17 protein-coding genes are annotated in these 19,048 nt (G+C 37.7%); 15 read left to right on the top strand and 2 right to left on the bottom strand.

Going from position 1 to position 19,048, the window contains the following annotated elements; genetic code table 11:
• Positions 1-2: 2 nt before the first annotated feature.
• Positions 3-818, bottom strand: a complete 816-nt coding sequence (gene proC / locus IGJ66_RS11715; RefSeq protein ID WP_067484643.1) for a pyrroline-5-carboxylate reductase — start codon at positions 816-818, stop codon at positions 3-5.
• A 143-nt stretch (positions 819-961) separates the two neighbouring features.
• Between proC and mprF the strand changes: the two genes are divergently transcribed.
• The 8 genes from mprF to IGJ66_RS11675 all read left to right on the top strand — a co-directional run bounded on the left by mprF (position 962) and on the right by IGJ66_RS11675 (position 11,018).
• Complete coding sequence (gene mprF, locus IGJ66_RS11710) at positions 962-3,535, top strand: bifunctional lysylphosphatidylglycerol flippase/synthetase MprF (protein ID WP_430616643.1); 2,574 nt, start codon at positions 962-964, stop codon at positions 3,533-3,535.
• Positions 3,536-3,716: 181 nt separating this feature from the next.
• A complete protein-coding gene (gene ispE / locus IGJ66_RS11705) occupies positions 3,717-4,568 on the top strand; it encodes a 4-(cytidine 5'-diphospho)-2-C-methyl-D-erythritol kinase (RefSeq protein WP_067484646.1) in 852 nt (283 codons plus the stop codon).
• Between the two features lie 403 nt (positions 4,569-4,971).
• Positions 4,972-5,928 (top strand): metal ABC transporter substrate-binding protein, encoded by a 957-nt coding sequence (locus tag IGJ66_RS11700; RefSeq protein ID WP_430616642.1) that lies wholly within the window; start codon positions 4,972-4,974, stop codon positions 5,926-5,928.
• Positions 5,929-5,960: 32 nt separating this feature from the next.
• Positions 5,961-6,641: a metal ABC transporter ATP-binding protein gene (locus IGJ66_RS11695; protein ID WP_067484650.1), complete on the top strand. Its 681-nt coding sequence runs from the start codon at positions 5,961-5,963 to the stop codon at positions 6,639-6,641.
• Positions 6,614-7,441: a metal ABC transporter permease gene (locus IGJ66_RS11690; protein WP_067484652.1), complete on the top strand. Its 828-nt coding sequence runs from the start codon at positions 6,614-6,616 to the stop codon at positions 7,439-7,441. Before IGJ66_RS11695 ends, IGJ66_RS11690 begins: the two co-directional genes overlap by 28 nt.
• Before the next feature lie 163 nt (positions 7,442-7,604).
• Positions 7,605-8,426, top strand: coding sequence for a pur operon repressor (gene purR, locus IGJ66_RS11685; RefSeq protein WP_067484655.1), 822 nt, complete (start codon positions 7,605-7,607; stop codon positions 8,424-8,426).
• Positions 8,427-8,583: 157 nt separating this feature from the next.
• On the top strand, positions 8,584-9,957 hold the full coding sequence (gene glmU / locus IGJ66_RS11680) for a bifunctional UDP-N-acetylglucosamine diphosphorylase/glucosamine-1-phosphate N-acetyltransferase GlmU (protein ID WP_067484657.1): 1,374 nt from the start codon (positions 8,584-8,586) through the stop codon (positions 9,955-9,957).
• Between the two features lie 92 nt (positions 9,958-10,049).
• A complete protein-coding gene (locus IGJ66_RS11675; protein ID WP_067484661.1) occupies positions 10,050-11,018 on the top strand; it encodes a ribose-phosphate diphosphokinase in 969 nt (322 codons plus the stop codon).
• 111 nt (positions 11,019-11,129) lie between these two features.
• Here IGJ66_RS11675 and IGJ66_RS11670 read toward each other — a convergent pair whose 3' ends face one another.
• A complete protein-coding gene (locus IGJ66_RS11670) occupies positions 11,130-11,906 on the bottom strand; it encodes a hypothetical protein (protein ID WP_086270511.1) in 777 nt (258 codons plus the stop codon).
• Positions 11,907-12,171: 265 nt separating this feature from the next.
• Between IGJ66_RS11670 and IGJ66_RS11665 the strand changes: the two genes are divergently transcribed.
• From IGJ66_RS11665 to priA, 7 genes are all read left to right on the top strand, one after another.
• Positions 12,172-13,884: a patatin-like phospholipase family protein gene (locus IGJ66_RS11665; RefSeq protein WP_270659897.1), complete on the top strand. Its 1,713-nt coding sequence runs from the start codon at positions 12,172-12,174 to the stop codon at positions 13,882-13,884.
• Positions 13,854-14,072, top strand: a complete 219-nt coding sequence (locus tag IGJ66_RS11660) for a YdbC family protein (RefSeq protein ID WP_067484668.1) — start codon at positions 13,854-13,856, stop codon at positions 14,070-14,072. The genes IGJ66_RS11665 and IGJ66_RS11660 overlap by 31 nt, the downstream gene beginning before the upstream one ends.
• A gap of 16 nt (positions 14,073-14,088) precedes the next feature.
• Positions 14,089-14,979 carry a YicC/YloC family endoribonuclease gene (locus IGJ66_RS11655; RefSeq protein ID WP_218657991.1) on the top strand — a complete coding sequence of 297 codons (891 nt, stop codon included), beginning with the start codon at positions 14,089-14,091 and terminating at the stop codon, positions 14,977-14,979.
• 32 nt (positions 14,980-15,011) lie between these two features.
• Positions 15,012-15,296 carry a hypothetical protein gene (locus IGJ66_RS11650; RefSeq protein ID WP_430616641.1) on the top strand — a complete coding sequence of 95 codons (285 nt, stop codon included), beginning with the start codon at positions 15,012-15,014 and terminating at the stop codon, positions 15,294-15,296.
• Positions 15,297-15,530: 234 nt separating this feature from the next.
• Positions 15,531-16,145, top strand: a complete 615-nt coding sequence (gmk, locus tag IGJ66_RS11645) for a guanylate kinase (protein ID WP_067484676.1) — start codon at positions 15,531-15,533, stop codon at positions 16,143-16,145.
• Positions 16,146-16,149: 4 nt separating this feature from the next.
• The gene (gene rpoZ / locus IGJ66_RS11640; RefSeq protein ID WP_067484679.1) at positions 16,150-16,455 is read left to right on the top strand and encodes a DNA-directed RNA polymerase subunit omega; all 306 of its coding nucleotides are present in this window, start codon (positions 16,150-16,152) and stop codon (positions 16,453-16,455) included.
• Between the two features lie 182 nt (positions 16,456-16,637).
• Complete coding sequence (gene priA / locus IGJ66_RS11635; protein WP_430616640.1) at positions 16,638-19,046, top strand: primosomal protein N'; 2,409 nt, start codon at positions 16,638-16,640, stop codon at positions 19,044-19,046.
• Positions 19,047-19,048: the final 2 nt, after the last annotated feature.

The raw sequence follows: 19,048 nt of genomic DNA, 5'->3' as shown, positions 1-19,048 counted from the left end.
TATTATTGTTGATTTTTTTGTGCAAGCATTTCTTGATCTTTTTCAATGGTAGTATTGATTCCCTTGATGATTGCTGGAATAAACCCAGCTTCTTCAAGTGCAACGACCCCGGCAACTGTTGTTCCTCCTGGAGAGGAAACTTGGTCAACTAATTCCCAAGGATTTTCATTGCTCTCAAGGAATTTTTCGCACGAACCTAAAATTGCTTTGGCAGAGATTTCAGTGGCTAATTTTTTGGGTAAGCCATTGAACACCCCGGCTCTTCCCATAGCGTCAATGAGCATGTAAACAAACGCAGGAGAACTTCCAGCCAAGCCAATAAAAGCACTAAAATCTGCTTCGGCTAAAGGATAGACGCTCCCGATTGCTTCAAAGATCCGTGTTGCGTGTGCGAATTGTTCTTCGGTAGCAACAGAATTTTTGCAAATGGCAGAAACTCCGGCACCAACGCTGACATTGACATTTGGCATGACGCGGATTATCGCAGCTTGCGAGCTATTTAAGGCTGTTTCAAGATCATTTAAAGTTGTGCCAGATGCAATAGAAATAAAAAGAATTTTTTGACTATAGTCTTGTAGTTCATGAAGTACGGTTGAAATAATTTTAGGTTTTACTGCGAGTAGAAGAATGTCTACTTGCTCAGCGACTTCTTGGTTTGTTTGACAAGCAGTGACTCCTGTTTGCTTGGCAAAGGCTTGTGCGTTTTCAAAATGGCCACTCGAAACAAAAATTTCATCTTTTGAAAAAGTTTCTTTTTCAAGTAGCCCACGAATAATTGCTTGTGCCATATTTCCTGTTCCAATAAATCCAATGTTCATTTTATTTCCTCCCTTTTGATTTTAGAATATCTTTGTTTGTTAGGAATCGCAAGCAACGTGCTAAGCAAAAGTGGAAAATTATAATTAAATAAGCTAACATTAGTGTTATGAAATGAAAGTACATGAGTTTGGAAGGTAAAAATGTGAAAAATAAAATACAATTGATTCTTCAATGGATGAAAAGTCATAGTCTGATTTTAAAATTGATTTTTTTTGGTTCAGTATTAGTCTTTGTCGCGAATCAGGTTGCTAATATCGCAAATGGTATGAGTTGGCAAGATATTTTGGAAACAATGGATAAGCAGAATCACCTAACAATTGTTTTAATGACGTTGCTTGGATTACTGGGTGTGTTACCAATGCTTTTATATGATTGGGTGACACTTAGAGTATTGGAAAAGCAAGGAAAGCCTAAGATGCCAAGGCAAGAATTTTTTCTAGCGGCTTGGATTACGAATACAATCAACAATTTGGCAGGATTTGGTGGTGTCGTGGGTGCAAGCTTGCGCGCTAATTTTTATGGTAAGCAGGCGGATCGAAAAAAGGTACTGGCAACTGTTTCAAAAGTAGCAGTCTTTATGATAACAGGTTTATCTGTATGGTCGCTGTTCACTTTTGTGGATGTCTTTTTCATTCAAACAGAGAGTATTTTTCGAAGTTATTGGATTTGGTTACTAGGTGGAAGTTTTGTTGCACCGGTCATTTTCTTTTTTGCGTATCTTAAAAGAAGGACCCTGTTTTCAGAATTTTATCCAAAAGGCTTGGTGGGTTTATTTTTTGCCTCGTTTGGTCAGTGGACAGGTGCGCTAACCGTATTTCTATTAATCGGTAAGCTGATGGGAATCAACGTATCCCTTCATTCGATTTATCCCATGTTTATTGTGGCAACGCTGATAGGTATGTTAACGATGGTTCCGGGTGGTATGGGAACGTTTGACGTGTTGATGATTCTTGGTATGAGTCAGTTAGCTGTTCGTCAAGATGTAGCAGTTGTTTGGTTATTGTATTATCGCCTATTTTATTATGTAGTGCCATTTTTAACAGGTATTCTTTTGTTTATCACGCATACTGGTGTGAAAGTGAACAGGTTTCTTGATAATATCCCACGGTTGTTTTTCCAAAAAGTGGCACATATTATTTTAGTTAGTGCTGTTTATTTTGCGGGTATCATGATGGTTTTACTATCAACAATTACAAATTTATCTGCGATTAGTCGCCTATTTCAAATTTTGTTGCCTTTTTCATTTAATTTCTTAGATCAGACACTCAACCTACTTGTCGGATTTTTACTGTTAGGCTTGGCTCGTGGTTTAGCGATGAAGGTGAAAAAAGCGTATTTGCCAACAATCACCTTGTTGATTTTTGGTATTTTAAATACGATTACTCGAACGTTGTCGTGGGAATTGATTTTAGTTTATGTCCTTATTTTGTTAGCAGTTTGGCTGGCACGCAAGGAGTTTTATCGCAAAAAATTTGTCTATTCTTGGGGAGCAATCGCTTTTGATGCTTGCTTATTCGGGTTCTTGTTTGTTGTTTATGCAATTGCAGGTTATCATAGTGGTCAATTTTGGGTAGGACGAATGACTGCGAACAATTTTATTCTGTTTCCTTCAGATGAGGTCTGGTTTTCTGGACTGGTTGGTTTAGGTATTTCGTTGTTAGCGCTGGTGGCGTTATATCAGTATTTATCTACGGCAACGGAGGAGCTTGGAACGGAGCTAGAGGCAGAGCGATTGGATCAGCTGATTGATCAATATGGTGGAACAGCTTCTAGTCATTATTTGCAATTGTCGGGATATAAATATTTTTATTATCAAGAAGGTAGCAAAGATCAAGTAGTTTTTGGCTATCAGGTGAAGGGAAATAAATGCTTTGTGCTTGGAGATCCAATTGGTAATCCAGCTATGTGGCGAACGGCAACCAAAAGCTTTCTGAAAAAAGCTGATTGTTTAGGTTATCAGCTGGCTTTTTATAAGGTGTCAGAAAAATATGTTGTGATGCTGCATGAAGTTGGGTTTCGTTTTGTTAAAGTAGGGGAAGCAGGGATTGCTGACTTAACGATTGCAGATGTTCCTTGGCTGAATCAACAATTAGAATATCAACGATTAACAAATGAAGGTTATCATTTTACTTGGTATGATGAAATTCCTGAGGAACTGCTTGCAACACTGGGAGAGGTGTCACATGCTTGGTTGAACGGCGAAACAGAGAAACATTTTTCTGTTGGCCGATTTGACAAAGAGTACGTGAAGACCAGTGGCGTGGGTGTTGTTCGAAAAGACCAACAAGTAGTTGGTTTTGTGACGGCACAACCGATGACACAAACACAAGCAGGATATGATTTGTTGCGAGTGTTGCCGGGAGAACCTGTCGCATTGAGTGACTACCTGTTAGCAAATTTGTTTGTTGTGTATCAAAAACAAGGTTACTTGGAAGCAAATCTTGGTCTAGCACCTTTGGCGAACGTTGGAGAAACAGATTTTTCATTTATTCAAGAAAAAATGATGAACATCGTTTATAATTATGGAAACTTTTTCTATGCTTTCCAAACGACTTATGAAAGAAAATCAAGGTATGTCAGTCGTTGGGAAGGACGTTACTTTGCTTATATGAAAGGTAGCAATTTTGTATTCGCAACTATTCAATTATTTATTCTGATTGGTCGCGGGAAAGGGAAAAATCCAAGCTTAGCTCAAGAAGTTTTGACTGAACTATAAATAGGTAATGAGAATAAAAATCGATTTGAAAGATTGAGAGGATAAGAATGAATAACATCTTATCCTCTTTTTTTCTTTTTGCTTCAGTTGAAATAGGAATTTAAGGCGGAAGTTAGCTATACTTTTATTTTCCCCTATGATAGAATACTTTCGACTTAGACTTTTCGAATGGGTGAGAGGTATGGAACTAATTGAAAAAGCACCAGCCAAAATAAATTTAGGATTGGATGTATTATATAAACGACCAGATGGGTACCATGAACTTGAGATGGTTATGTCGAGTGTGGACTTAGCAGATCATTTGATTTTTGAAGAATTACCTGAAGATCAAATTGTGGTGGAAACAAATAAAGCTTTCTTGCCTGTAGATCAACGAAATAATGTCTATCAAGCAGCCTTATTACTGAAAAATAAATTTAATATCAAAAAAGGCGTTAAAATCGTTGTTCAAAAAAATATCCCAGTGGCTGCTGGCCTGGGTGGAGGCAGTACTGATTGTGCCGCAGCCTTGCGCGGAATCAATCAATTATGGGATTTGGGCTGTTCCTTAGAAGAATTAGCAGCAATCGGCTTAGAAGTTGGTACAGATGTTCCTTACTGTGTATATGGGAATACGGCATTTATTGGTGGTAAGGGTGAGGAAGTAAAACTTATTCCATCTATGCCACAGTGTTGGGTTATTCTAGTCAAACCAAGAATGAGTGTTTCTACACGAACAGTGTTTAGAGATCTTGACACGCAAGCCATTCAGCATCAGGACGTCGCTGGATTGGTGGAAGCAATCCAGCAACAAGACTATCAACAAATGATTCAAAAAATGGGAAACAGTTTAGAAGATGTGACTGGGAAAAGGCATCCTGTAATTCATCAGATCAAAGAACGAATGATTAAATATGGAGCGGATGTGGCTTTGATGAGCGGTAGTGGACCAACAGTTTTTGGTTTGTGCCAACACTATTCGAGAGCACAACGAGTATATAATGGATTAAAAGGGTTTTGTGATGAAGTTTATCTTGTACGCACATTGCGTTAAAGCTTAAGTGAATTTCGGAAAAGATTTTTGTAGTCGATTTAATAACTGAGAAGCAATTAAAAAGCATATAAGTTTAGTTTTCTTTTGCGGCTAAACTTATGTGCTTTTTTTTATTCCAGGGAAATGGTGGAAGCATGACCTTTATCCAATTGTAACAATTCATGGGATCACCCCTTTCGTAAAGTTTGCGCCATTTTATCTGAGAATAGAATGATGGTCTAGTTGCTGAAAAGAAAGCCTATTCTATGAAAAAGTATTCAAGTGTTTTACGGTTTACTTCTAAATATGCGTTGTAAATCAGAAATTTTCCGAATTCTATTGACTGCGATTTTTTATTTTGATACATTAGTCCACGTTGGCAAATCGTAAAATTCCGATTTGCTATTTTAGAAAGGGGTAAACAATGATTAAAAAATATGTATGGGCAATGATAGCTGTTGCAGGAATGTTGTTATTTGCTGCTTGTGGACAAACTGAAAAGAAAAGTGAGTCAAAGACAGACGAATTAACCATTATTACTTCTTTTTATCCAATGTATGATTTTACGAAGGAAGTTGTTGGTGACGAAGGCAAAGTTGAGTTACTGATACCTGCAGGAACAGAACCCCATGATTTTGAACCAAGTGCAAAAGAGATGGCAAAAATTTCAGATGCAGATGTTTTCGTGTATAATAGTTCAGACATGGAAATTTTTGTTGATTCAATAAAGAAATCAGTTGATCAAGAAAAAAAATTGATGATTGAGGCAGCTAAGGGAATTGAACGCTTAGAAGGAACGGAAGACCATGATCACGAAGCTGAAGATGAGCATGAAGAGAGCCATGACGGACATGATCACGAATATGATCCTCATGTATGGTTAGATCCAGTATTAGCAATTCAAGAAGTTCAAACCATTGCGAAAGAATTGGGAGATAAATATCCTGAAAAGAAAGCGACATTTGATAAAAACGCGGAAGCTTATATCAAAAAGTTAGAAGAGTTAAATCAAAAATACGCAACAGAATTAAAAGATGCAAAAAATCGGACATTTGTTACGCAACATGCTGCATTTGCTTATTTAGCTAATCAATATAACTTAACGCAAAAATCAATTTCAGGTATTTCACCAGATCAAGAGCCGACACCAAGTCGCTTGGCAGAACTGAAATCATTTGTTGAGGAAAATCAGACAAAAGTCATTTATTTTGAAGAAAATGCTTCTTCGAAAGTGGCTGAGACGCTAGCTGCTGAAACAGGCGTGAAGCTTGAAGTGCTAAATCCACTGGAAAGCTTAACGGAAAAACAAATGGCTGCTGGTGAGAATTATGTTTCTGTAATGGAAGAAAATTTAGCGGCATTGAAAGAAAGCATTAAGTAAGTTATCGAGTAAGTTTAGAAGGAGGTCTTGTGATGCATTATATCGAAGTATCTGATTTGACCTTTTATTATGAAGAAGAACCAGTATTAGAAGATGTATCTTATCATGTTGATGCTGGGGAGTTTGTCATTTTAACTGGAGAAAATGGAGCAGCAAAGTCAACGTTGATTAAAGCAACTTTGGGATTGTTAAAGCCCACTAAAGGAACTGTCACGATTGCTACGGAAAATCAAGAAGGAAAAAAATTGAAGATTGGCTACATTCCCCAACAAGTAGCATCATTTAACGCGGGATTTCCAAGCACAGTAATTGAATTAGTTCGTTCAGGACGGTTTCCTAGAGGTAAGTGGTTCAAACGTCTGACTAAAAAGGATCACGAATACGTGAAGCTTGCCTTGGAGTCTGTTGGGATGTGGGATATGCGGCATCGTCGAATTGGTGAGCTGTCAGGTGGACAAAAACAACGAATTAGTTTGGCACGTTTGTTTGCAACTGATCCAGATTTATTTATTTTAGATGAACCAACGACAGGGATGGATGAAGAATCTAGAAATGAATTTTATCGTTTGTTGCGACATAGTGCGCATGTGCATGGAAAATCAGTTTTGATGATTACTCACGATCATGAGGACATCAAGCAGTATGCAGATCGACAAATTCGTTTGGTAAGGAAGGAGGATTCTCAATGGCGTTGCTTTCATATGAATTCATGAGAAGAGCATTTCTTGCTGCGATTTTTATTGCGGGAATTGCCCCAATGCTGGGCGTTTTCTTAGTAATTAGAAGACAGTCGTTGATGGCTGATACACTTTCTCATGTTTCGTTAGCAGGTGTGGCGTTGGGGTTCTTTCTCAATTTGAACCCAACAGTTACCACAATGATTGTTGTGGTCTTAGCAGCAATCGTTTTAGAATATCTACGTACGATTTATCGAACGTACTCTGAGATTTCGATTGCAATTTTAATGGCCGGAGGACTAGCGTTAGCGTTAGTCTTGATGAATTTGAGTGGTGGGAATTCTGCAACGAGCATTCAATCTTATTTATTTGGATCAATTGTGACCATCACGTGGGATCAAGTCATTTTTTTAGGTATTTTATTTGTAGTCATTGGTATCTTATTTGTTTTATTCAAACGTCCAATGTATGTCCTAACTTTCGATGAAGATGTGGCGCATGTTGACGGATTGCCTATCCATGCGATGTCGATGATGTTTAACGTGATCACAGGTGTTGCGATTGCGGTAATGATTCCAATTGCAGGGGCATTGTTGATTTCTGCAATCATGGTGTTACCAGCAGCAATCGGCATGCGCTTAGGTCGGAGCTTCAACGTCGTGATTGCAATTAGTATTTTTGTTGGCTTTGTCGGGATGCTTTCTGGATTAGGTAGTTCCTTTTACTTGGACACACCGCCGGGAGCAACAATCACGTTAGTCTTTATTGCATTATTCTTAATCGTTAATATAGTGAAACGACTATCAATTGGGTTAAAACGAAAAAATCGAGCATAAAATGTGTTGAAAGAAACGGCGGAACCGAAATATTTCCACCGTTTCTTTTTTTATAAATCAGAAATACCGAACTATTTTCTTATTTTTTTATAAAATGCTCGAATTTTTGAAAAAAAACTTATATAATGAAAAACGACAATTTTAAAAAAGGGAGCTGGAATATGTGAAAGTACGTCGCAGTGAGCGTCTTGTTGATATGACTCAATACTTATTAGATCATCCACACGAATTGATTTCGTTAACAAGTTTTGCCGAACGTTATGAATCTGCTAAATCTTCCATCAGTGAGGACTTAGCGATTATCAAGAAAACATTTAAAGAAAGAGGTTACGGCACACTAGAGACAATTCCTGGTGCGGCGGGTGGTGTCTTGTTTATTCCCGAGATTCCTTACGAAGAAGCAAAAAAATATATTGAATCTTTAGCCGAACGTTTATCAGAACAAGATCGCTTGTTGCCAGGTGGCTATGTTTATCTATCAGATTTATTAGGAGAACCTGAGTTATTAAGACAAGTTGGGAAAATCATCGCATCAAAATATTTAGGTGAAAAAATTGATGCCGTGATGACAGTTGCGACAAAAGGTGTACCAATTGCCCAAGCCGTTTCTTATTATTTAAACGCTCCGTTTGTCATTGTTCGACGTGATTCAAAAATCACTGAGGGCTCGACTGTGAGTGTAAATTATGTTTCAGGCTCATCTGAGCGAATTGAAAAAATGGAACTTTCAAAAAGAAGTTTGAAACGTGGTTCAAGAGTTCTTGTTGTCGACGACTTTATGAAAGGCGGCGGAACAGTCAACGGAATGAAGAGTTTGATTGAAGAATTCGAATCTGAATTAGTTGGTATCACTGTTTTTGCAGAATCAAAATTCCATGGACATCGTGCAATCGATGATTATACTTCACTACTTTATGTGAAAGATGTTGATACAAAAACGAAAAACATCACAGTTGTTCCTGGAAATTATTTCTCAGAAGAATAACTTTATCAGCGAAACGAATCAAGTTAGAAGAGGTTGGGACAAAAAGCTGTCCCAACTTTTTTATTTTTAACGCAATTTTTTAAAATAATCGTTAGTTGAAAAAAAGCGAGCACTGGGCTAAACTTAACACAGGAAATGATAACTAGGAGTGAAGTAAGTGGAAGCACGTTATGCAATTATTTTGGCAGCGGGAAAAGGAACTCGTATGAAGTCAAAATTATATAAAGTATTACATCCAGTTTCTGGAAAACCAATGGTCGAACATATTATCAATCGAGTAAGTGAAACTAATCCTGACGAAATCATTACCATCGTTGGTCATGGGGCTGAACAAGTAAAAGCACAATTAGGTGAACGTAGTGAGTATGCTTTACAAGCAGAACAACTAGGCACTGGGCACGCAGTTTTACAAGCAGCCTCTTTCTTAGAAGGCAAAAAAGGAACAACGTTAGTCATCAGTGGTGACACACCATTATTAACAACAGAAACACTAAACAATTTATTTGAATACCATCAAGGAAAAAATGCTAGTGCAACGATTTTAACAGCACAAGCACAAAATCCTACTGGTTACGGACGAATCATCCGCGACCATGTTGGAATCGTAGAAAAAATTGTCGAACAAAAAGATGCTTCACCAGAAGAAGCACGCGTAAAAGAAATCAACACAGGTACTTACTGTTTTGACAACGAAGCATTATTTACTGCCTTGAATAAAGTGGGTACGAACAATGCCCAAGGTGAATATTACTTAACTGATATTATTGAAATTCTAAAAGAAGATGGCAATACGGTTGCTGCCTATCAAACAGAAAATTTTGAAGAATCAATGGGTGTAAATGATCGTATCGCATTGGCAAAAGCAAATGAAATCATGCGTAAACGAATTAATGAAGCACACATGACTAATGGTGTCACTTTTGTTGATCCAGCGTCAACTTATATTGATGCGGGTGTTGTTATTGGTTCAGATACAGTGATTGAAGCAGGCGTACAATTACAAGGCGAAACAGTCATTGGGATGGATTGCATGATTGGTGCACATTCACGAATTGTGGACAGTGTGATTGAAGATAACGTTGTAATTACTAATTCTGTGATTGAAAGCAGTCATGTGAAAAAAGCAGCAGATGTTGGCCCATTTGCTCACTTACGTCCAAACGCTGAAATTGGTGAAGGGGCGCACATTGGAAACTTTGTTGAAGTGAAAAATGCTGAGATTGGCAATCATACAAAAGTTGGTCATTTGACTTACGTTGGTGATGCAACATTAGGTGAGGACATCAATGTTGGTTGTGGTGTGGTTTTCGTTAACTATGATGGTAAACAAAAACATCATACAAAAGTCGGTGCCCACAGCTTCATTGGCTCAAACTCAAACATCGTTGCACCGGTGACAATCGAAGATCATAGTTCGATTGCAGCGGGCTCAACCATTACAAATGATGTTCCTGAATATGCACTTGCAATTGCACGTGCGCGACAAGTAAACAAAGAAGGATATGCGAAAAAACTCCCTTATCTCAATTAGTTTTTTGTAAAATAACTTGATTTATTTAAAAAATATGTCTACTATTTACTAGGAAGAATTCCAGAGTTGTGAAAAAGAAAGTGGAGGTCCCCATGTCAAATCATTATTTTGATCCAAGATTAAAAATTTTTGCATTAAACTCAAATCGCCCATTAGCTGAGAAAATCGCTGCAGCTGTTGGTGTAGAATTAGGTAAATCATCTGTTACTCAATTCAGTGATGGTGAGATTCAAGTAAACATTGAAGAAAGTATTCGTGGTTCACATGTGTATGTTATCCAATCAACAAGTAGTCCAGTAAATGATAATTTAATGGAACTGTTGATTATGATCGATGCTTTGAAACGCGCTAGTGCAAAAACAATTAATGTAGTTATGCCGTACTATGGTTATGCTCGTCAAGACCGTAAAGCGCGTGCGCGGGAACCAATCACTGCTAAATTAGTTGCAAACATGATTCAAAAAGCAGGAGCAACAAGAATGTTGACCCTAGACCTTCACGCTGTTCAAATTCAAGGTTTCTTTGATATTCCTGTTGACCATTTAATGGGTGCACCATTAATTGCTAATTATTTCTTAGAAAAAGGAATCAAAGGCGACGATGTTGTTGTTGTTTCACCTGACCACGGTGGCGTAACTCGTGCGCGTAAATTGGCTGAGTTCCTAAAAGCACCAATTGCAATCATCGACAAACGACGTCCTAAAGCAAATGTTGCAGAAGTAATGAATATCATCGGTAAAGTTGAAGGAAAAACATGTGTCTTGATCGATGACATGATTGATACTGCAGGTACGATCACCTTAGCAGCTAATGCGTTGAAAGAAGCAGGAGCAACAAGTGTTTATGCTTCTTGTACACATCCAGTCTTATCTGGTCCAGCTTTGCAAAGAATTGAAGATTCAGCAATTGAACGCTTAGTTGTAACGGACTCAATTTATCTACCAGAAGATCGTAAAATTGATAAAATCGACGAAGTTAGCGTTGGTGGTTTGATGGGTGACGCAATTAAACGTATCCATGAAAATAAACCAGTTAGCCCACTTTTTGAAACAAAAAAATAAGCACTTAAAAAGATTGAACAAAGAGCCTATGGCTTTTTGTTCAATCTTTTTTTGCGAAAAAAGGAACGTAACATCTAACTGTTACGTTCCTTTACACAGGTAAAAAATTTTTTAATTTAGTGTACCGTAGGCAAAGTCATCCACATCACTGATTAGACGCCAACGTCGGTCAAGTGTGTTGTAGACGAGTGTACCAATTACAGGTTCTTCACGGTAGCGAGTCCCTTTTAATTTCCATATGTAGTCTTCAATCACATAGATGGGCATTCGATACTCATCATTGATCAATCCAGCTTGTTCAAATGAAAAAATAATGCCTTCTTGCATCAATGGACGCATTTCTTTTAGTAAATCACCATTGATTTTTTCAACAGTGATGCCACGGCGAAAGAATGATTTCTTTTCGTTGATTTTATCTGCAAGAATTTGACTCATCTTGTCTGCAAAAATTCGGTAAAATTCATCCAGGTAACGATAATAAATTCGGTTCAACTGATCGCTTAAATCAAAATAAACAAAATTATTTTGTAATTTATAGAAAAATGGTGAGTGCAGATGCGTTTTCATATGCCCAAAATACAATAATTCTGAAATTTCTAATGGTGATAGTTCTTTTAGCATAGTTAGGTCTGTAAAATCGATCCACTTTAAGTCGTCCGCATTATGACGATTACGAAGTGAGGAGAAGAAATGTTGAATATTTTCTGTTCCACGAATGATTTTCAAACCAGTGTGAGGTTCATATTCTCCTGCTGAAGCAGCAGGATCTAATAATAGCAAGTTTTGAGGATAATGCACGATGCTGTTTGAAAAATCATTTGCAGTTAATCCTTTGGTTAAAACAGCGTTACTAGTTGTGTCGATATGTACATAAACTGAATCAGTCATCATGCTCCTCCTTACTTGATTTCTCAACTATTTTATTTTACAACAATTGTAAGAAAAAAGCTTGTTTCTTTTATTTTAAAATTCCATTACAAAGTCACGTTTTCATTGAAAATAATCGTAACTTTCAAATTGCTTTAAATTTAATATCAGTTATTTTTTAGAAAAGATAAATGAACTCTTTTGTTTTTGTAAAGGATAGGCGCAATTAGTTCAGACAAGAAATTTTTTTCAGAGACTGCTATACTTGGAGAAAAAGGAGAGAACGATGGATATCCAACCAATTTATTGGTCAGAAAGGCAGCGTCTACACAATGAGAGTCGAAAAATGGAACAACCATTTCCGTTTTTCAATGAACAACAAAAAAGTCGTGATTCTTTTTGGCAAACGGCAAAAAAGAAAAATGCATGGCGAGTCAAAGCTGGTAAACTAGTGCTCTACTTTGAGAAGAAAACAGGAGAAGCAAGTGAGTCAGATCATTTGGTGATAACAAATGTGTTAGCCAACGAATCTTTCCGGCAATGGCGTCAACTATTTACATTGCTGGAAAGTTGTGCGCGCTACTTTTTGAAATCGGCTTGTCAGTTTTCCTTTTCACAACCACTTTCTTCCCAAATGACCGAATTATTTATTCAATTTGGGTACCAAACAGTTGATACCAGGACTACTCAGTGGGTGAAAAATGTTTCTGGAAAATCTGCTGTGGTTTTTGGCGGGGGCGGCGCACATGGGGCCTACCAAATTGGTGTGTGGAAGGCATTACAAGAAGCTGGCTTTTCGATTGAAATTATTACCGGCACGTCAGTTGGTGCAATCAATGGCGTCTTGATGTTGCAAGGTGATTTGGATCAAGCTGAATTTTTATGGACGAATTTATCCACCAATCAGATTTTGGCTGTACCAGAGAACGTGCCTTTAACTGATTTGCGCCAACAGTTGTTGACTGATATTCGTCGAATGACCAAGACGGCTGTTTTAACTCGCGGTATTTCTTCACAGCCTTTAGAAGAACTGCTAAGAAAATCATTGGATTTGAAAAGCATAGTTCAAAAAACGAAGCCACAACTATTTACAGTTACGACTAAAATTCCTGAAATGATTGAGAAAGTGGTGCCTATTCAAAAAATGCCACCAGAGCAGATTCCGGAGTGGATTGTTGCTTCCGCTTCTTTTTATCCAGCGATGGCCTATAAAAAAATTGACAAAGATCGCTATATTGATGGCGGATATAAAAATAATCTGCCAGTGGATGTTGCGATTGAACAAGGAGCAACTGAAGCTTTTGTGGTAGATGTTCAAGGACCAGGAATTACAAAAAGAGTCAAAAAACCATTAGGATTTGTTGAATGGCGTTGTCGCTCACTTTGGACGCTAGGTACATTTTTGATTTTTGATGGACAGCGTAATTCAATGAATTTACAATTAGGTTATTTAGAAACAAAAAAACAGCTGCACCAATATGAAGGTCATTGGTATACCTTTGATTCGACCGTGTTGGCTGAAAAAATTTGGAAAAAATTTCTGCGCACGTTAGCCAAGGAAAAAAATTTAGAGCTTTCTTTTTTCTATGACGTAAAATTTTGGGAGAATTTGCGTAATGTATATAAAGACAGGGTCGTTATTGAAACTTGCGGATTAGCAATGCTAGAACTATTGGCAAAACAAATGTATTTACTGCCTAATAAAGTTTATCAAGTACCAGAAATGATAACGTTGATTCGTGAAAAAGAACAACGTCCATTTACAGAAATTGTTACGAATGAAATTGGGTTACTAAGTATGGAAGAGTGGTGGTCTTCTTCAAGAGAACAACGTTTAGAACAAAAGTTGACGGAACTAGCAAAAGAACTTTATGCTAGTACGAAAGAGAAGGTTCAAACGTTACTTAAGGAACAACCATTGAACACATTATTTGTTTTATATGCACATTATCTTAAGGAGGAACAAGAATGGCACAAGAATTTTCCTATGAAATCATAGAAGAAATCGCAATTTTATCTGAAAACGCAAAGGGCTGGCGTAAAGAATTAAACTTAGTTAGCTGGAATGGTCGCCCGCCGAAATTTGATTTGCGTGACTGGTCACCGGAACACGAAAAAATGGGGAAAGGATTGACATTGACGAACGAAGAGTTTGAAGCATTGCAAAAAGCGATAGAAAACATGTAAGAAAGGACCCTGTCGAATGAAAAGTATGACCGGTTTTGGCAAAGCAATCCGTGAAACACAAGAGTATCAACTGGATATTGAAATCAAAAGTGTGAATCAACGTTTTTTGGATATTCAATTACGCAGTCCGAAGCTTTTGAATTTTCTTGAAGGTACTATGCGTCAGTTGATTAAACAACAACTCACTCGCGGACGAGTTGAAGTTTTTGTGAATGTAACGCATATCGGGGAAAATACGAAACAAGTTGAAATTGACTGGTCGCTGATTGATTCGTTAGTGACGCAACTTTCGCAAGGCGTACATGATCGCTTCGGTGGTGAAGTCCAACTTTCGGTAGCGTCATTAATTGAACGTCTAGCGTTACAGGAAAAGTTTGTTTCAGTCAGTGAACCAGAAAAAACAGATGAAGAGCAACTCAGTCTATTAGTTCAAGAAACGTTGTCTGAGGCCTTAGCAGCAATCGAACGTAGCCGTGAAGCAGAAGGTCAGGCTTTAGCTGCTGTATTGTTGCAAAACAAAGAAGAGTTTTCGCAAGTGTTAGACAACCTTGTAGCGTTTGTTGAAACATATGAACAAGAATTCCAAGTACGCTATCAAAAAAAATTGGAAGAATTTTTAGGCGACAAAGTTGATGAGCAACGATTGTTGACAGAGTTGGCCATTTTGTTAGAACGTGGAGATATTCACGAGGAACTAGATCGTTTGTTTATCCATCTCGTAAAGCTAAATGAATTAATTTTGATGTCTACACCAGTTGGTCGAGAACTTGATTTTCTAATTCAAGAAATGAATCGAGAAGTGAACACCATTGGATCCAAGTCAAGTGCAATTGAAATCAAAAACCAAGTAGTCCAATTAAAAACGATTTTGGAAAAAATTCGTGAGCAAGTTCAAAATATTGAATAATTTTATAAAATAGAAACAGGAGGAAGTTTGTAATGACCTATTATGATATTACTTTTCATGAGTTAAGCGGAAAAAGTGTGGTTAAAAGAAATGTTCCATCAGATAAAGAAGGATTTGATGCCTGGCAAGACGCATGCGTAAAAATTTCGGATCAAGAACTAAGTATTTTGATCAATGATGGGACATATGTAACGCTTAATCGAAAATTTATTGTGCGTATGGATACACAAGAAGTTAGTGATCCAACAGAAAAAGTACTTAGCCGAAAAGACGAAATAATTGGCGTCGTGAATACTTTGTCTAACATGGGATTTTAATTCTTTTGGCTAAAATCAAGTATGTTGAAACATCAAATACTATCTAAAGCTGCACCAGAAATTTGGTTGCAGTTTTTTTGTTTTGTCGAGGAAATCAAGCTTTTCTTTTCTAGTTTCAAGCAAAGGTGGCTTTTTTAGGAAAATCTGTCTATAATAAAGAGAACCTTGAAAGTTGCAGAAAAAAAGTGCAAAATAAACGATAAGCAAGAAAAGACTAGTTGAAAGGACGTCGTCATGTCAGAGCGTGGATTATTAATCGTATTGTCAGGTCCATCCGGTGTAGGAAAAGGAACCGTACGTAAAGCAATTTTTGAGAGTGAGGGTAATGATTTTCAATATTCAATCTCAATGACTACTCGTAAAATGCGAGAAGGAGAAGTCGAAGGAGTCGACTATTTCTTTCGGAGCAAAGAAGAATTTGAAGCGATGATTGAAGCTGGTGAGATGCTTGAATACGCAGAGTATGTTGGAAATTATTATGGCACACCATTATCATATGTGAATCAAACCTTGGACGAAGGAAAAGATGTATTTTTAGAAATCGAAGTTCAAGGAGCACAGCAAGTAAAAGATAAAGTACCAGATGGTGTATTTATCTTTTTGACACCGCCCGATCTAGTAGAATTAAAATCAAGAATTGTTGGTCGTGGAACGGATGCAGAAGAAGTAATTGAAGAACGTATGAGAGTTGCTAAAGAAGAAATCGAAATGATGGCCCTTTATGATTATGCCGTTGTAAATGATGAAGTTCCGTTAGCTGTTAATCGAATTAAAGATATTATTGCTAGCGAACACTTTCGAGTAGATCGGGTAATCGGAAAATATATTAAAATGTTAAAGGAGATGTAGTCTTATGATGTTGAAACCTTCAATTGACTCATTGTTAGACCGAGTAAATTCAAAATACTCATTAGTAATTTTATCAAGTAAACGCGCCCACGAATTAGATGCGGGAGCACAACCAACGTTGGATTCATTTGAGTCTGTAAAAAGTGTTGGTCAAGCACTTGAAGAAATTGATGCGGGAAATGTGATCAATGATCCACATCCTGAATTGAAACGTGAACGTCTACGTATGGAAAATGAAGAACGCCAAGCACAAAAAGAACGTGAACAACAAGAATTAGAATCACGCATTCGCGAAGAACAAAAACTATAATTTCAGGGGCTGTGACCAGGGTCACGGCTCTCTTTTTAATTATTCAAATAAAAGAAGACGTGAGTTAGCTAGTTTATTTTTTTGTTACGAAATGGCAGAAATCAGGACAAGCTAAGGGTTTTCTAGTAAAATAAGCACGGATCTTTTTCACCAAAAAATGGTTATCAAAGGAGGGGAAAGTTGTGGGAGTAATTGCAGAAGTAATTGTAGACGTGCCGACGATGCAAACAGATCAACCTTTCACTTACCTCGTTCCCTTCACATTAGAAGCGGAGTTGCAAGTGGGCATGCGTGTGGAAGTTCCCTTTGGAAAAGGCGATCGACATGTTCAGGGATTTGTTGTTGGATTGAACGACGAAGCTGTTCAGACTGAAGTTCAACTTAAATCAATTATTCGTGTGCTTGACTTAGCACCAGTTGTTAATCAAGAGCTTTTAGCGTTGGCTGATTATATGAAGACAATTACCTACGCATTTAAAATCACTTGTCTTCAAACGATGTTGCCAAGTGTCATGAAAGCGGAGTATGACAAAATCATTTATCCGTTGAAACCTGCAGTTGAAACACAAGCATTTTTTCAAGAACGAGAAATGATTTCTTGGAAAGAGGCAGAGTCTTTAGGCATGGTTTCTCAGTTGATGCGTTGGCGAAAAAAGAAATTAGTTGATATTCGTTATGAAGTTCATACTAAAAACAAAGTGAAGACAATTCGAATGGTTCACTCACTTTTGAAAGAAGAACAGATCGAGGAAGAGTGGGGAAAGCTACGTCAAAATGCTAAAAAACAAAAAGAATTGTTGCTTTGCTTATCTGAAGTAGTTAAAGATGAGCCACTTGCGTACTTTAAAGATAAAGGAATCAGTAGCACTGTGTTGAATCAAGGAAAAGAAAAGGGCTGGCTTCGTTTTGAAGAAGTCGAACGTTATCGTGATCCATATCAACACCGTTCATTTGAACAAACCAGTGCGTTAGATTTGAACCAAGAACAACAATTTGCAGTCGATCAAATTACCACAGCATGTCAAACACAACAAGAACCGATTTTCTTATTAGAAGGCATTACCGGAAGTGGAAAAACAGAAGTCTACCTGCAAAGTATTGCCGAAGTTTTAGCTGCGAAAAAGACAGCAATCATGTTAGTCCCAGAAATTGCATTGACACCACAAATGGTTGAGCGATTCAAAGGACGTTTTGGTGAAGCCGTTGCGGTATTACATAGTGGATTATCGCAGGGAGAAAAATATGACGAGTGGCGTAAAATCGAACGAAACGAGGCACAAGTAGTTGTTGGTGCTCGCTCGGCGATTTTTGCACCGTTAGAAAATATTGGCTTGATTATTATTGATGAGGAACATGAATCAAGTTATAAACAAGATGAAACACCACGCTATCATGCGAGAGATTTAGCTATTTGGCGTGGGAAGTACCATCATTGTCCAGTCGTATTAGGAAGTGCGACACCTTCTCTTGAATCACGTGCGAGAGCACAAAAGGGAGTGTATCAACTTTTGACCTTGAACAAACGAGCAAAAAGTAGTGCACAACTACCTGTGATTGACATTGTGGACATGCGAGAAGAGTTTCAAAAACATCAGGCATCTACTTTCTCTAGCCAATTACAAAAAAAAATTCAAGATCGTTTAGAAAAGAAGGAACAGACGGTTCTGTTATTAAATCGTCGTGGCTATTCTTCGTTTGTTATGTGTCGTGACTGTGGGTTTGTTTTACCTTGTCCAAACTGTGACATTTCCTTGACGTTACATATGGATAGTAAGTCAATGCGTTGCCATTACTGTGGACATGAAGAGCCAATCCCTCATCGTTGCCCAAATTGTGGTGGGAATAAAATTCGGTATTATGGTACAGGTACGCAAAAAGTGGAAGAAGAATTGCAAACTTTGTATCCGGAAGCGCGTATTTTACGAATGGATGTCGATACTACCCGAAAAAAAGGAGCACATGAACGTATCTTGCAAAAATTTGGTGCGAAGGAAGCAGATATTCTTTTAGGTACGCAGATGATTGCTAAAGGACTAGATTTTCCAGATGTAACGTTAGTAGGTGTTTTAAATGCAGACACGTCACTAAACTTACCAGATTTCCGATCAAGTGAGCATACTTTCCAACTGTTAACGCAAGTTTCAGGTCGAGCTGGCCGAGCTGAAAAAGCTGGAGAGGTAGTCATTCAAACATTTAACCCAGAACATTACGCAATTGAGTTAGTAAAAGAACAAAATTATGAACGCTTTTATCAAAAAGAAATGCAAGTTCGTCATCGCGGAGGCTACCCACCGTATTATTTTACAGTGAAAATTACCACGAGCCACCCAGAAGAACAAGTAGCTGCAAAAAAAATCTTCCAAATTGGGCAATTGCTCAAACAGACGTTAAGTGACCAAAGTTTGATTTTAGGTCCAACACCAAGTATGATTTTGCGTGTGAAGAATCGTTATTACTATCAGCTGATTATTAAATACAAGCACGAACCGCAACTAGCCAATGTGTTGGATGACATTTTAGATAAAAGCCAAAAAGAACAACGCCAAGGACTATTCGTGGCAATTGATAATGAACCATTACATTTTATTTGAGA

Source organism: Enterococcus sp. DIV0176, assembly GCF_050528535.1.
GTDB lineage: Bacteria > Bacillota > Bacilli > Lactobacillales > Enterococcaceae > Enterococcus_B > Enterococcus_B thailandicus.
This window is presented reverse-complemented; position numbering and strand designations above follow the sequence as displayed.